Genomic DNA, 13,514 nt, shown 5'->3' with positions numbered 1-13,514 from the left:
TGCGGTTCTCCACCGGGCCGCGGGCGGCGGCCCGCATCTCCCGCGTTGAGCGTCACGCCTTGTCGAGGGTCTGCTGCTTGGGCTGGGTATCGCCGGCGTTCAGCCGCGGGCGGTCGGCGTCCAGCTCGGCCAGCGGCTCGCAGGGCTCCAGGCCGTCGCGGCAGCGTTCGGTCAGGCGCTGGTACTCGCGGGTACCCTGCTGCTTCCAGGCCACCTCCTGGTCGCTCAGCTCGCGCTTGACCACAGCCGGCGCCCCCATCACCAGCGACTGGGGCGGACACGCGAAACCACTTTTGACGAAGGCTGCCGCCGCGACGATGGAACGTGCGCCGATCACAGCGTTGTCCATCACCACGGCATTCATGCCCACCATGGCGTCCCGGCCCACCACGCAGCCGTGCAGCACGGCGCCGTGGCCCACATGGCCATCCTTCTCCACCCGGGTCACACAGCCGGGAAAGCCGTGCATCACGCAGGTGTCCTGAAGGTTGGCGCCCTCTTCCAGCACCAGCTGTCCGAAGTCGCCGCGCATTACCGCGCCGGGCCCCACATAGCAGCCCGGGCCAACGATGACATCGCCGATCAGCACCGCGGTGGGATGCACATAGGCGGTGGGATGTACCACCGGAGTCACTCCCTCGAGTCGATAACAGGGCATACAGGCGTCTCTCCTTAATCCAGGGGCCATGACGGTGGCGCTGCACCACCACGCAGCGACGGGCCAGCAAAGCCTGGCCGCACAGCAAGGGGCGGATCGCCGGCTCCAGGGTGTCACGCTGTCGCTCCGGCATCCGTCGGGCTTGCTGGGACATGCGTGGCACCTGTCGCGAGCGCCATTAACCGATACGATATACAAGAAGATAATATGTATAGCGTAACGCTATATCAAACCACCTACGCTAATTTGGCTCTCATGCTGCGCTGCGCCTTCGCCACATAACGCTTCTTTATCAACCTTTTATCAATGATTCATCGCCTGCCGCGCCTTTTCTTCGACCATCGTCTAGTCCGGTCGCGCCAGGCCGCGCCAGGTTTTCGCCAAGCCCTTGGCAGACAAGATAAAAACCCCCGTCGCAGACCAATAGCGATACACTAAATACCATTAATGCAATTTGATGCGTATCAAAAAAAACCTATACTCCTCCCATGCTCACCCGAGGCAGGCAGCGGACCCGCACCGCGCCACTCTCGTGTCACGCTGAGGGCGCCACGTCGATCCCGCGGTTCATCGAGGGGCCGCCGCGAGGCGCGCCTTCACGCTGCTGATTGCACCCAGGATCGCGAAGAGGGCATCCGCGCCTTCCAGGAAAAACGCCCCGCCACCTTCAACGGGCAATGACATAGGAATAACAAGATGAGTGAAGCGCCCCTGCTGTATACCGTGGAAGACGGCGTCGCCCGCCTCACGCTGAACCGGCCCGACAGCCTCAACAGCTTCAATGCCGAACTGCACGCCGAGATGCGTCAGGCGCTCAAGGCCGTGCGCCAGGATGGCAGCGTGCGCGCCCTGTTGCTGACCGGCAGCGGACGCGGCTTCTGCGCCGGCCAGGACCTCTCCGACCGCAACGTGGCCCCCGGCGCCGAGGCGCCCGACCTGGGCGAGTCGCTGGAGAAGCGCTACAACCCGATGCTGCGCGCCCTGCGCGACCTGCCCTTCCCCACCGTCTGCGCGGTGAACGGCGTCGCCGCCGGCGCTGGCGCCAACATCGCCCTGGCCTGCGACATCGTGCTGGCGGCCCGCTCGGCCAGCTTCATTCAGGCGTTCTGCCGGATCGGCCTGCTGCCCGATTCCGGCGGCACCTGGACCCTGCCGCGACTGGTGGGCATGGCCCGCGCCAAGGGACTGGCGATGCTGGGCGACAGGCTCAGCGCCGAACAGGCCGAGCAGTGGGGCATGATCTGGAAGGTGGTGGAAGATGAGGCTCTGCAGGATGAAGCGCTGACCCTGGCGCGTCACCTGGCCACCCAGCCGACCCGCGGCCTGGCGCTGATCAAGCGGGCCCTGCATGCCAGCGCCGACAACAGCTTCGATGCCCAGCTCGACCTGGAGCGCGACCTGCAGCGCCTGGCCGGCCGCACCGAGGACTATCGCGAAGGCGTGACCGCCTTCATGGAAAAGCGCCAGCCCAACTTCAAGGGGGAGTGACCATGCTCGTCCTGACGACGGCTTACACGTGGGGTGTCTGGATGGAAAAGCGCTTTTTACACACCAGCTTCAAGGGGTAATGAGATGTCAGCCCTCGCACCCCGCGACAGCATCGCCGTGATCGGCGCCGGCGCCATGGGCGCTGGCATCGCCCAGGTGGCGGCCCAGGCCGGCCATCCGGTACGCCTGTACGACAACCGCGCCGGCGCGGCAGAGGCCGGCATCGACGGCGTGCGCCGCCAGCTCGAGAAGCGTGTGGCCAAGGGCAAGATGGCCCAAGCCGAGGTCGACGCCATCGTCGCCCGCATGAGCCCGGCCGCCACCCTGGCCGAGCTGGCCGACAGCCGCCTGGTGGTGGAGGCCATCGTCGAGAACCTGGCGGTCAAGCGCCAGCTGTTCGCCGAGCTGGAGGCCCTGTGCGGCCCCGACACCCTGCTGGCCAGCAACACCTCGTCGCTGTCGATCACCTCCATCGCCGCCGGCCTCGAGCGCCCCGAGCGCGTTGCCGGCCTGCACTTCTTCAATCCCGCGCCGGTGATGACGCTGGTCGAGGTAATCTCGGGCCTGGCCACGGCTGCCGAGGTGGCCGAAACCCTCTATGCTACCGCCGCCGCCTGGGGCAAGGTGCCGGTCCATGCCAGCTCCACGCCGGGCTTTATCGTCAACCGGGTGGCGAGACCTTTCTATGCCGAGGGGCTGCGCCTGCTGCAGGAAGGCGCCGCCGCCCCCGCCACCCTGGATGCCCTGCTGCGCCAGGCCGGCGGCTTCCGCATGGGCCCCTTCGAGCTGATGGACCTGATCGGCCACGACGTCAACTATGCGGTGACCCGCTCGGTGTTCGACGCCTACTACGGCGACACCCGCTTCGAACCCTCGCTGGTGCAGCTCGCGCTGGTGGAGGCCGGGCACCTGGGCCGCAAGAGCGGCCAGGGCTTCTATGACTATCGAGACGGTGCCACCTCCGTCGCCCCCGACTTCGCCCCCAGGGCCGAGGCGGCGCTGCCGACCCTGGTGGCCGAAGGCCAGCTCGGCGTCATCGCGCCCTTGGTAGCCCGAGCCGAGGCCGCCGGCCTGGCGGTGGTGCACCGCGAGAGCCTCTCGGGCCAGGCGCGCCTGCGCCTGGGCGATCTCACCCTGGCGCTGAGCGACGGCCGCTGCGCCGCCGAGCGTGCCCGCGACGAGGGCCTCGAGGCGCTGGTGCTGTTCGATCTCTGCCTCGACTACGGCGAGGCCAGCGCCATCGCCCTGGCGGCAAGCCCCGGCGCCGGCGCCGAGGCTCGCGAGCTGGCTGCGGCACTCTTCCAGCGCCTGGGCCTGGCGGTCGCCTGGCTCACCGACACCCCCGGGCTGGCGGTGCTGCGCACCGTGGCCATGCTCGCCAACGAGGCCGCCGACGCCGTGCTCCAGGGCGTGTGCAGCGCCCGCGACGGTGACCTGGCCATGCAGGCCGGCGTCAACTATCCCCGCGGGCCGCTGGCCTGGGCCGACGCACTCGGCCTGGCCTTCGTCCACCGCACCCTGACCCACCTGCAGCAGAGCTACGGCGAGGAGCGCTATCGTCCCTCCTTCCTGCTGCGCCGCAAGGCCCTGGCCGAGGAGTCCTTTCATGTCTGAGTTCGAGCTGAGCCCCCAGCAGCTGGCCGAGGCCTGCGCCGACGCCATGTATTCCCGCGACAACGCCAGCCAGGGGCTGGGCATGCGCATCGAGAGCGTGGCACCGGGGCGTGCCGTGCTCAGCATGAGCGTGCGCGAGGACATGGTGCAGGGCCACGGCAACTGTCACGGCGGTTTCATCTTCGCCCTGGCCGACTCCGCCTTCGCCTTCGCCTGCAACAGCTACGACGAAGCCACCGTGGCCGCGGGCTGCAGCATCGATTATCTCGGTCCAGGCCAGCTCGGCGACGTGCTCACCGCTACCGCCGAGGAGCGCAGCCGCCGCGGCCGCACCGGCATCTATGACATCACCGTGCGCAACCAGCACGGTCACGAGGTCGCCCTGTTCCGCGGCCGTTCCTACAAAATCCGCGGCAGCGTTCGCCGCCTGGAAGCGACCGCCGCAGAGGGGCAAGCATGAAAGACGCCTACATCATCGACGCCATCCGCACGCCCATCGGCCGCTACGGCGGCGCCCTCGCCTCGGTGCGCCCGGACGACCTGGGCGCCGTGCCCCTGCGCGCGCTGATGGAGCGCCATCCCTCGGTGGATTGGCGCCAGGTGGACGACATCTTCTACGGCTGCGCCAACCAGGCCGGCGAGGACAACCGCAACGTGGCGCGCATGTCGGCCTTGCTCGCCGGCCTGCCGGTGGAGGTGCCCGGCACCACGATCAACCGCCTGTGCGGCTCCGGCATGGACGCCGTCGGCAACGCCGCGCGTGCCATCAAGGCCGGCGAGGCGGGGCTGATGATCGCCGGCGGCGTCGAATCCATGTCGCGCGCGCCCTTCGTGATGGGCAAGGCCGAGCAGGCCTTCTCGCGCAGTGCCGAGCTCTTCGATACCACCATCGGCTGGCGCTTCGTCAACCGCCAGCTCAAGGCCCGGTTCGGCATCGACTCCATGCCGGAGACCGCCGAGAACGTCGCCGAGCAGTTCAATATCTCCCGCGAGGATCAGGACGCCTTCGCGCTGCGCAGCCAGCAGCGCACCGCTGCCGCCATGGAGGCGGGCCGCCTGGCCGAGGAGATCGTGCCCGTCGAGGTGCCGCGCCACAAGCAGGCGCCGCTGATCGTCGCAACCGACGAGCACCCTCGTACCACTACCCTGGAGCAGCTGGCCAGGCTGCCCACGCCGTTCCGCGAAGGCGGCAGCGTCACCGCCGGCAACGCCTCCGGGGTCAACGACGGCGCCTGCGCCCTGCTGCTGGCTTCACCCGAACAGGCCGAACGCTACGGCCTCAGGCCGCGCGCCCGGGTGATCGGCATGGCCACCGCCGGCGTCGAGCCGCGCATCATGGGCTTCGGCCCGGCTCCCGCCAGCCGCAAGGTGCTCGAGCAGACCGGCCTGACTCTCGCCCAGATGGACGTGATCGAGCTCAACGAGGCCTTCGCCGCCCAGGCGCTGGCCGTGACGCGCGATCTCGGCCTCGCCGACGACGCCGAACACGTCAATCCCAACGGCGGCGCCATTGCCCTGGGCCACCCGCTGGGCATGAGCGGCGCCCGCCTGGTGACCACCGCCCTGCATGAGCTGGAGCGCCACCAGGGACGCTACGCGCTGTGCACCATGTGCATCGGCGTAGGACAGGGCATTGCCCTGATCATCGAACGTCTCTGATACCGTGAAGCGACGATAACAACACCTCCGACCGGAGCAGCCCGATGACACAGACCGTCGAACGCCTCAACAACTCGGCTCTCGATCAGATGGAACTCGCCAGCCTCGATGAACTGCGCGCCACCCAGCTCAAGCGGCTCAAGTGGAGCCTCAAGCACGCCTATGACAACGTGCCCTTCTATCGGCACGCCTTCGACCGGGCCGGCGTGCATCCCGAGGACATCCAGAGCCTTGCCGACCTTGGCAAGCTGCCCTTCACCACCAAGGCCGACCTGCGCGACAACTACCCGTTCGGCATGTTCGCCACGCCAATGAGCGAGATCGTGCGGGTACACGCTTCCAGCGGCACCACCGGACAGCCCACCGTGGTGGGCTATACCCAGCGCGACATCGACACCTGGGCCGACGTGGTGGCCCGCTCGATCCGTGCCGCCGGCGGCACGCGCAAGGACAAGGTGCATGTCGCCTACGGCTACGGCCTGTTCACCGGCGGCCTCGGCGCCCACTACGGCGCCGAACGCCTGGGCTGCACCGTGATCCCGATGTCGGGCGGCCAGACCGAAAAGCAGGTCCAGCTGATCCGCGACTTCGAGCCGGACATCATCATGGTGACCCCCTCCTACATGCTCAACATTGCCGACGAGATGGAGCGCCAGGGCATCGACCCGCACCGGCTGCCGCTGCGCGCCGGCATCTTCGGCGCCGAGCCCTGGACCAACGACATGCGCACCGCCCTGGAGCGGCGCCTGGGCATCGACGCGCTCGACATCTACGGCCTCTCCGAGGTGATGGGGCCGGGCGTCGGCATGGAGTGCCTGGAGACCAAGGATGGCCCGACCATCTGGGAAGACCACTTCTATCCCGAGATCATCGACCCGGTGACCGGCGAGGTGCTGCCGGACGGCGAGTACGGCGAGCTGGTGTTCACCACCCTGACCAAGGAGGCGCTGCCGGTGATCCGCTACCGCACCCGCGACCTCACCCGCCTGCTGCCGGGCACCGCACGCCCCATGCGCCGCATCGACAAGATCACCGGCCGCAGCGATGACATGCTGATCATCCGCGGCGTCAACGTCTTCCCGACCCAGATCGAGGAGCAGCTGCTCAAGATCGACCGGCTCTCCCCTCATTACGAGATCGAGGTCTCACGCCAGGGCAATCTGGACATGGTCTGCGTACGCGTCGAAGCGTGCAGCAACGACGTCGCCCGCGATCCGGTGGCCTGCGAGGAGCTGGCCGGTCGACTGCAACATGCCATCAAGACCTATGTAGGGATCAGCACAAGCGTGGAGGTGTGTGGCGTCGAGGAGGTCATGCGCTCGGTGGGCAAGGCCAGGCGCGTTAAGGACCTGCGATGACACGCAACTCAAGAAAGACAGAATAAAGGCGCATCAAACCTAGCGCATGAATCTCATTCAAAAAGACTCCCTCCGGGAGTCTTTTGCATTTTTGGCGGGATGAAGTGGTAGGCAATTCGCTCCCCTATTTTTTATTTTCAATATCTTACCCGATAACCTCTCGATCCTATCCGTCTCTGTCGTATGGCCTTAACCAGCCACCGATATACGACACAAGAAAATGATCGTTGATAAATTTTTATGTGTCACTATACTCTTCAAATATCCAGGGGGGAATCCCCATAGACTGACCGACGCCGCGGAGGCCCCATGTACGCACAGCTCGTCGAAACTGGCGTCAAGCGCCTGAAGACCTTGGAGGAGATGTCTGACAAGGAGCGGGAGTTCCAGCTCAAGGTCGATGCCGACATCAAGATCGAAGCCAAGAACTGGATGCCCGAGGGGTATCGCAAGACCCTGGTTCGCCAGATTTCCCAACATGCCCATTCCGAAGTGGTCGGCATGCTGCCGGAAGGCAACTGGGTCACTCGCGCCCCCACCCTCAAGCGCAAGCTGCAGCTGATGGCCAAGATCCAGGACGAGGCGGGCCACGGCCTCTACCTCTACAGCGCCATGGAGACCCTGGGCGCCGACCGCGACGAGGAGATCGACAAGCTTCACGCCGGCAAGGCGAAGTACTCCTCCATCTTCAACTATCCGACCCTGAGCTGGGCCGACATGGGCACCATCGGCTGGCTGGTGGACGGCGCGGCAATCGTCAACCAGGTCGTCCTGCAGCGCACCTCCTACGGCCCCTATTCGCGCGCCATGATCCGGATCTGCAAGGAAGAGAGCTTCCACCAGCGCCAGGGCTACCAGATCCTGCTGGACATGATGCGCGAGGGCACCGAGGCGCAGAAGCAGATGGTGCAGGACTCGATCAACCGCTTCTGGTGGCCGGCGCTGATGATGTTCGGCCCCTCCGACGACCAGTCGCCCAACTCCCAGCAGTCCATGGCCTGGAAGATCAAGCGCAAGAGCAACGACGAGCTGCGCCAGATGTTCATCGACCAGACCGTGCCCCAGCTCGAATTCCTGGGCTGCACCGCCCCGGACCCGGACCTGAAGTGGAACGAGGAACGCGGCCATTACGATTTCGGAGAGATCGACTGGCAGGAGTTCTTCGAGGTGCTCAAGGGCAACGGCCCCTGCAACAAGGAGCGCATCGAAACCCGCAGGAACGCCATCGACGGCGGCCGCTGGGTGCGCGAGGCTGCCAAGGCCTACGCCGAGAAACAGCAACAAAAACAGCACGTAGCCTGAGAGGAGATGAGCATGGCTGACTGGCCGCTTTATGAAGTCTTCGTTCGTAGCAAGCATGGCCTCAACCACAAGCATGTCGGCAGCGTTCACGCCACCGATGCGGAAATGGCCATGGAGAATGCCCGCGACCTCTACACGCGCCGCAGCGAAGGCGTGTCCATCTGGGTCGTGCCGTCGGTCGCCATCACCGCCTCCTCGCCGGACGAGAAGGAGGTGCTGTTCGACCCCTCCGACGACAAGGTCTACCGCCACGCTTCCTTCTACAAGCTGCCCGACGAAGTCGGCCACATGTGAGGGGCGAGGACATGAGCGAAACCGTGACACCGACCGAGGCGCTGCAGGAGTCCCTGCTGCGCCTGGCAGACTCCGACATGATCCTGGGCCAGCGACTCTGCGAGCTGTGCGGCAAGGCGCCGGCGCTGGAAGAGGAGATGGCGCTGATGAACGTGGCCCTCGACCTCGTGGGCCAGGCCCGCCACTGGTACGAGTACGCCGCCGAACTGGTCGGCGACGGCCGCACGGCAGACGACCTGGCCTTCAAGCGCGATGCGCACCACTTCCGCAACGCACTGCTGGTGGAGCAGCCGAACAAGGACTATGCCGTCACCCTGGCCCGCCAGTTCTTCTTCGACGCCTGGCACTACCTCACGCTTCAGGCGCTGGCCAAGGCGCCAGACGCGCGTATCGCCGGCATCGCCGCCAAGGCCATCAAGGAGGTGCAGTACCACCTGCGCCGCTCCTCCGAGTGGGTCAAGCGGCTGGGTGACGGCACCCAGGAGAGCCATGCGCGCATGCAGGCGGCCGTCGACGACCTGTGGCGGTTCACCGGCGAGATGATCGAGGCCGATGCCGTCGATCGGCAGATGTTCGACGCGGGCATCGGCCCCGACCCTGACCAGCTGGCAGCCGACTGGAAGGGCCTGGTGCACGCCGTGCTGACCGAAGCGACCCTGACCCCGCCGCCGGAAGGCGCCTGGATGCAGCGGGGGGCCAAGGTGGGAAAACACACGGAACACCTGGGCTTCATCCTTGCCGAGATGCAGTTCCTGCCGAGGGCCTATCCGGATGCCAAGACCTGGTAAACCCGAGCCGCGATCGCTGCTGGACGACCAGCCGGTGATCGCCAGCGACCGCATTCCCCACCGGGATCGCACCCAGCCGATCACGGAGGCAGAGCTCTGGGCGCTGCTGGATGAGGTCAAGGACCCGGAGGTTCCCGCGGTCAGCGTCGTCGAGCTGGGCATCGTGCGACGCATCGCCCGGGAAGGCCACGGCTGGGTGGTGGATGTCACGCCCACCTACTCCGGCTGTCCGGCGACGGAGATGATCGAGCAGTCCATCGAGGAAGCCCTGCGGCTGGCCGGCGTTCGCCACGGCCGCATCCGCCGGGTGCTCTCACCCGCCTGGACCACCGACTGGATCACCGACACGGGTCGCACCAGGCTGCGGGAGTTCGGCATCGCCCCGCCCCAGGGCAGCGCCAGCAAGCTGAGCCTCACGGGCAAGGACGAGGCCATCGCCTGCCCTCAATGTGGCAGCTCCCATACCGAACGGGTCAGCGAATTTGGCTCCACCGCCTGCAAGGCCCTGTATCGGTGCCTCGATTGCCGCGAGCCCTTTGATTACTTCAAATGCATCTAGAGCGGACCATCATGAACAACTTCTACCCTCTTTCCATTCGTGAAGTCCGGGCGGAAACCCGGGATGCCGTGTCCCTGTGCTTCGATCTGCCGGAAGCCCTGCAGGAGCGCTTTCGCTACCAGCAGGGCCAGCACCTGGTGCTGCGCACCGCCATCGACGGCGAGGAAGTCCGCCGCTCCTACTCTATCTGCACCGGCGTTGCGGACAGGGAGCTGCGCATCGCCATCAAGAAGGTGCCGGGAGGCCGCTTCTCCACCTTTGCCAACGAACAGCTCAAGCCCGGCCAGACGCTTGACGTGATGCCGCCCCAGGGGCACTTCTCCATCGAGCTCGACCCGCAGCGCGAGGGCGACTACCTGATGGTGGCGGCCGGCAGCGGCATCACCCCGATCCTGTCGATCATCAAGACGACGCTGGCAACCGAACCCAGGAGCCAGGTCACCCTGTTCTACGGCAACCGGGCCACCGCCTCGACGATGTTCCGCGAACAGCTCGAGGATCTGAAAAATCGCTACATGAGCCGCTTCAATCTGGTCTTCGTGTTCAGCCGTGAAGAGCAGGATATCGACCTGTACAACGGCCGCATCGACAGCGGCAAATGCGACGCCCTGTTCGATCGCTGGGTGGATGCCAAGAACCTGACCGCCGCCTTCATCTGCGGCCCCCAGATCATGACCGAAACGGTCAGGGACTCCCTGCAGCGCCATGGCCTGGACAAGTCGAAGGTTCACTACGAGCTGTTTGCCCCGCTCGGCGGCGCCCCGACGGCGCGCCAGGACCGCACCGACCACCGAGTCGACCCGCAGGCGGTCAGCGAAGTTACGGTGCGCGCCGATGGCCGCGCCCTGACCTTCGACCTGACCCGCAATACCAGGAGCATCCTCGATGCCGGCAACGCCATGGGGGCCGACCTGCCCTACTCCTGCAAGGCCGGCGTCTGCTCCACCTGCAAGGCCAAGGTGATCGAGGGCGAAGTGGAGATGGATGCCAACTACGCCCTGGAAGACTACGAGGTGGAGGCCGGCTACGTGCTGACCTGCCAGTGCTACCCCGTCAGCGAAAAAGTCGTGCTCGACTACGACGAGCTCTGATGACCATCAAGCGCAAGCATCCATGAAGCCGGTCCGGTGGACCGGCTTTATTTATCCACACCCTTTTGCCGTGAAGTTTCGGGAGAACGTGACATGTCAGTGCTCAAGAGCTACGTAGCGGGTCAATGGTTCGGTCATACGGCAGCAACGGCGCTGCCCAGCGCCATCAATGGCGAAATCGTCGCCCACACCCATGAAGAGAGCGTCGATTTCGCCGAAGTGGTCAGCCACGCCCGCGGCCAGGGCATCAAGAACCTGCTGGCGCTCGATTTCCAGCAGCGCGCCGCCATCCTCAAGGCGCTGGCGATCTACATCCAGGAGCGCAAGGAAGCGCTGTACGACATCTCCCATCACACCGGCTGCACCCGGTCCGACTCCTGGATCGATATCGAAGGCGGCTTCGGCACCCTATTCACCTACGCCTCCACCGGCCGCAAGCAGCTGCCTTCCGGCAACGTGGCCCATGAAGGGCCGGTGATCCAATTGGGCCAGCACAACCACTTCAGCGGCACCCATATTCTGGTGCCCCGCCGCGGCGTGTGCGTGCATATCAACGCCTTCAACTTCCCGATCTGGGGCATGCTGGAAAAGTTCGCCCCGGCGTTTCTGGCCGGCATGCCGTGCATCGTGAAGCCGGCCACCGCCACCAGCTATGTCGCCGAAGCCGCGGTTCGGATGATCCATGAATCCGGCCTGCTGCCCGAGGGCGCGCTGCAGCTGATCATCGGCAGCACCGGCGACCTGCTCGATCGCCTGGAAGAGCAGGATTTCGTTACCTTCACGGGTTCCGCCAGCACCGCGCTGAAGCTGAAGGCCCACCCCAACCTCCTGGCGCGCAGCATTCCGTTCAACGCCGAGGCGGACTCCCTCAACAGCGCCATCCTGGCGCCGGACGTGACGCCGCAGGACGAGGAGTTCGGCATCTTCGCCAAGGAGGTGGTCAAGGAGATGACCGCCAAGGCGGGCCAGAAGTGTACCGCCATCCGCCGGGTGCTGGTGCCGGCCGAGCACCTGGACGCCTTGGCCGACAGGATCAAGGAGCGGCTGGCGACGATCGTCGTCGGCGACCCCAAGGAGGAAGGCGTGCGCATGGGTGCGCTGGCGTCCGCCGACCAGCTGCGTGACGTGCGCGAGGCCATCGGCCAGCTGCTGGAAACCAGCGAATGCGTGTTCGGCAAGGGCGAGAGCTTCACGCCGGTGGGCAAGGGCGTGGAAAACGGCGCCTTCATCGCCCCGCATCTGTTGATCAACTACCAGCCGCTGCAAGACGGCGGCGCGCATGACATCGAAGCCTTCGGCCCCGTCACCACGCTGATGCCCTACCACGGCATCGACGAGGCCCTGACCCTGGCCGCCAAGGGCAAGGGCAGCCTGGTGACCACTCTGACCACCAGGGACCCCGCCATTGCCGCGCAAATGATCCCGGTGCTGGCCGCCCAGCACGGCCGCCTGCAGATCCTCGATGCGCAGGCCGCCAAGGAGTCGACCGGCCACGGCTCGCCGCTGCCCATGCTCAAGCACGGCGGTCCGGGGCGCGCCGGCGGCGGCGAGGAGCTGGGGGGCATCCGCGCGGTCCACCACTACCTGCAGCGCACCGCCATCCAGGGGTCGCCGACCATGGTGGCCGCGGTGACCCGGGAATACGTCCGCGGCGCCAAGGTGATCGAGAATGACGTCCACCCCTTCCGCCGCCATTTCGACGACCTGCAGGTGGGCGAATCCCTGCTGACCCACCGCCGCACCGTCACCGAAGCCGATATCGTCAACTTCGGCTGCCTCTCCGGCGATCACTTCTACATGCACTTCGACGACATCGCCGCGCGCAAGACCCAGTTCGGCCAGCGCATCGCCCACGGCTACTTCGTGCTGTCGGCCGCCGCCGGCCTGTTCGTCTATCCAGGCGAGGGGCCCGTGCTGGCCAACTACGGCCTGGACACGCTGCGCTTCATCACCCCGGTCGCCCCGGGCGATACCATCCGCGCCCGACTGACCTGCAAGCGCAAGATCGACCAAGGCCGGACCTCACCGGACGGCCATCCCCAGGGCGTGGTGATGTGGGACGTGGAAGTCACCAACCAGCATGACGAGCTGGTCGCCAGCTACGACATCCTGACCCTGGTGGCGAAGCGGCAGTAACCCCCGCACGAGAAAGAAACGGATCAGGGGGCGCGCTCCGCCCCCTGATGGCCCTTCCAGGCGCGACGCCCCTACTCGCCGCGCTGCTCGATGAAGGCCTCGGCGTTAGGGCAGAAGTCGCGGCACACTTCGGCATCGGCGTGGCTGCGCATCGCCTGCCAGCAGCGGCCGACGGCTTGGCAGCGGTTGCAGCTCGCCTCCAGCTCGGCCAGCGCCTGCTCGCCGAAGGCGGCCGGGCCCACCGCAAAGGTCGCCATCATCGGCGGCATCAGCACCTCCGCAGAGCGGAAATCGGGCACCCGGCTGTCATCCAGGCAGCGCGCCACGGCCCGCTCCAGCGGCGGATTCAGCGGCTGCGCCAGGTCACGGGCCAGTTCCTCGAGTGCCTCTGGGGCGTGGTGGCGAAGTTCGCGCACCACGCGCTCACCCTGAATATAGTCGGACAACCTTTCCATCTCGCTTCTCCCCATTCGGTATCACTAGTGACGTATTTTCAGGATAGCGCAATGGAAAAACCCCAAGTTGACCGGAGTCAAATTGGGGTTGATAAAAGATACAAAATTAATT

Annotated in this window: 13 protein-coding genes; 11 read left to right on the top strand and 2 right to left on the bottom strand. The window is 66.2% G+C overall.

The genetic code is table 11. The features are described 5' to 3' along the window. Positions 1 to 52: 52 nt before the first annotated feature. Positions 53 to 658, bottom strand: coding sequence for a phenylacetic acid degradation protein PaaY (gene paaY / locus ACT7B3_RS00470; protein ID WP_444678797.1), 606 nt, complete (start codon positions 656 to 658; stop codon positions 53 to 55). 696 nt (positions 659 to 1,354) lie between these two features. Here paaY and paaG point away from each other — a divergent pair. The 11 genes from paaG (at position 1,355) to paaZ (ending at position 12,947) form a co-directional block, all read left to right on the top strand. Further along, a complete protein-coding gene (paaG, locus tag ACT7B3_RS00465) occupies positions 1,355 to 2,146 on the top strand; it encodes a 2-(1,2-epoxy-1,2-dihydrophenyl)acetyl-CoA isomerase PaaG (RefSeq protein ID WP_445156501.1) in 792 nt (263 codons plus the stop codon). 84 nt (positions 2,147 to 2,230) lie between these two features. Further along, positions 2,231 to 3,760, top strand: a complete 1,530-nt coding sequence (gene paaH, locus ACT7B3_RS00460) for a 3-hydroxyacyl-CoA dehydrogenase PaaH (protein WP_445156500.1) — start codon at positions 2,231 to 2,233, stop codon at positions 3,758 to 3,760. Beyond that, positions 3,753 to 4,220: a hydroxyphenylacetyl-CoA thioesterase PaaI gene (gene paaI, locus ACT7B3_RS00455; RefSeq protein ID WP_444678799.1), complete on the top strand. Its 468-nt coding sequence runs from the start codon at positions 3,753 to 3,755 to the stop codon at positions 4,218 to 4,220. Before paaH ends, paaI begins: the two co-directional genes overlap by 8 nt. Beyond that, positions 4,217 to 5,419 carry a 3-oxoadipyl-CoA thiolase gene (pcaF, locus tag ACT7B3_RS00450; RefSeq protein WP_444678800.1) on the top strand — a complete coding sequence of 401 codons (1,203 nt, stop codon included), beginning with the start codon at positions 4,217 to 4,219 and terminating at the stop codon, positions 5,417 to 5,419. Before paaI ends, pcaF begins: the two co-directional genes overlap by 4 nt. A gap of 44 nt (positions 5,420 to 5,463) precedes the next feature. Then, the gene (gene paaK / locus ACT7B3_RS00445) at positions 5,464 to 6,777 is read left to right on the top strand and encodes a phenylacetate--CoA ligase PaaK (RefSeq protein ID WP_445156499.1); all 1,314 of its coding nucleotides are present in this window, start codon (positions 5,464 to 5,466) and stop codon (positions 6,775 to 6,777) included. A 309-nt stretch (positions 6,778 to 7,086) separates the two neighbouring features. Continuing rightward, positions 7,087 to 8,079: a 1,2-phenylacetyl-CoA epoxidase subunit PaaA gene (paaA, locus tag ACT7B3_RS00440; protein ID WP_444678801.1), complete on the top strand. Its 993-nt coding sequence runs from the start codon at positions 7,087 to 7,089 to the stop codon at positions 8,077 to 8,079. A 12-nt stretch (positions 8,080 to 8,091) separates the two neighbouring features. Then, positions 8,092 to 8,373: a 1,2-phenylacetyl-CoA epoxidase subunit PaaB gene (gene paaB / locus ACT7B3_RS00435; protein ID WP_444678802.1), complete on the top strand. Its 282-nt coding sequence runs from the start codon at positions 8,092 to 8,094 to the stop codon at positions 8,371 to 8,373. 11 nt (positions 8,374 to 8,384) lie between these two features. Beyond that, complete coding sequence (gene paaC, locus ACT7B3_RS00430) at positions 8,385 to 9,161, top strand: 1,2-phenylacetyl-CoA epoxidase subunit PaaC (protein ID WP_445156498.1); 777 nt, start codon at positions 8,385 to 8,387, stop codon at positions 9,159 to 9,161. Then, positions 9,145 to 9,720 (top strand): 1,2-phenylacetyl-CoA epoxidase subunit PaaD, encoded by a 576-nt coding sequence (paaD, locus tag ACT7B3_RS00425; RefSeq protein ID WP_445156497.1) that lies wholly within the window; start codon positions 9,145 to 9,147, stop codon positions 9,718 to 9,720. Before paaC ends, paaD begins: the two co-directional genes overlap by 17 nt. A gap of 11 nt (positions 9,721 to 9,731) precedes the next feature. Next, positions 9,732 to 10,811 carry a 1,2-phenylacetyl-CoA epoxidase subunit PaaE gene (gene paaE / locus ACT7B3_RS00420; RefSeq protein ID WP_445156496.1) on the top strand — a complete coding sequence of 360 codons (1,080 nt, stop codon included), beginning with the start codon at positions 9,732 to 9,734 and terminating at the stop codon, positions 10,809 to 10,811. 93 nt (positions 10,812 to 10,904) lie between these two features. After that, positions 10,905 to 12,947, top strand: a complete 2,043-nt coding sequence (gene paaZ / locus ACT7B3_RS00415; RefSeq protein WP_445156495.1) for a phenylacetic acid degradation bifunctional protein PaaZ — start codon at positions 10,905 to 10,907, stop codon at positions 12,945 to 12,947. A 71-nt stretch (positions 12,948 to 13,018) separates the two neighbouring features. Here paaZ and ACT7B3_RS00410 read toward each other — a convergent pair whose 3' ends face one another. After that, complete coding sequence (locus tag ACT7B3_RS00410) at positions 13,019 to 13,402, bottom strand: hypothetical protein (protein WP_445156494.1); 384 nt, start codon at positions 13,400 to 13,402, stop codon at positions 13,019 to 13,021. Positions 13,403 to 13,514: the final 112 nt, after the last annotated feature.

This window comes from Halomonas sp. E14, from assembly GCF_052568415.1.
The sequence above is the reverse complement of the archived record's forward strand: the minus strand, read 5'-3'. Positions and strand labels throughout refer to the sequence as shown.

Bases quoted from the DNA above. Each gene is read 5' to 3' on its own strand.
- paaY (WP_444678797.1), bottom strand. From the start codon at position 658: ATGCCCTGTTATCGACTCGAGGGAGTGACTCCGGTGGTACATCCCACC.
- paaG (WP_445156501.1), top strand. From the start codon at position 1,355: ATGAGTGAAGCGCCCCTGCTGTATACCGTGGAAGACGGCGTCGCCCGC.
- paaH (WP_445156500.1), top strand. From the start codon at position 2,231: ATGTCAGCCCTCGCACCCCGCGACAGCATCGCCGTGATCGGCGCCGGC.
- paaI (WP_444678799.1), top strand. From the start codon at position 3,753: ATGTCTGAGTTCGAGCTGAGCCCCCAGCAGCTGGCCGAGGCCTGCGCC.
- pcaF (WP_444678800.1), top strand. From the start codon at position 4,217: ATGAAAGACGCCTACATCATCGACGCCATCCGCACGCCCATCGGCCGC.
- paaK (WP_445156499.1), top strand. From the start codon at position 5,464: ATGACACAGACCGTCGAACGCCTCAACAACTCGGCTCTCGATCAGATG.
- paaA (WP_444678801.1), top strand. From the start codon at position 7,087: ATGTACGCACAGCTCGTCGAAACTGGCGTCAAGCGCCTGAAGACCTTG.
- paaB (WP_444678802.1), top strand. From the start codon at position 8,092: ATGGCTGACTGGCCGCTTTATGAAGTCTTCGTTCGTAGCAAGCATGGC.
- paaC (WP_445156498.1), top strand. From the start codon at position 8,385: ATGAGCGAAACCGTGACACCGACCGAGGCGCTGCAGGAGTCCCTGCTG.
- paaD (WP_445156497.1), top strand. From the start codon at position 9,145: ATGCCAAGACCTGGTAAACCCGAGCCGCGATCGCTGCTGGACGACCAG.
- paaE (WP_445156496.1), top strand. From the start codon at position 9,732: ATGAACAACTTCTACCCTCTTTCCATTCGTGAAGTCCGGGCGGAAACC.
- paaZ (WP_445156495.1), top strand. From the start codon at position 10,905: ATGTCAGTGCTCAAGAGCTACGTAGCGGGTCAATGGTTCGGTCATACG.
- ACT7B3_RS00410 (WP_445156494.1), bottom strand. From the start codon at position 13,402: ATGGAAAGGTTGTCCGACTATATTCAGGGTGAGCGCGTGGTGCGCGAA.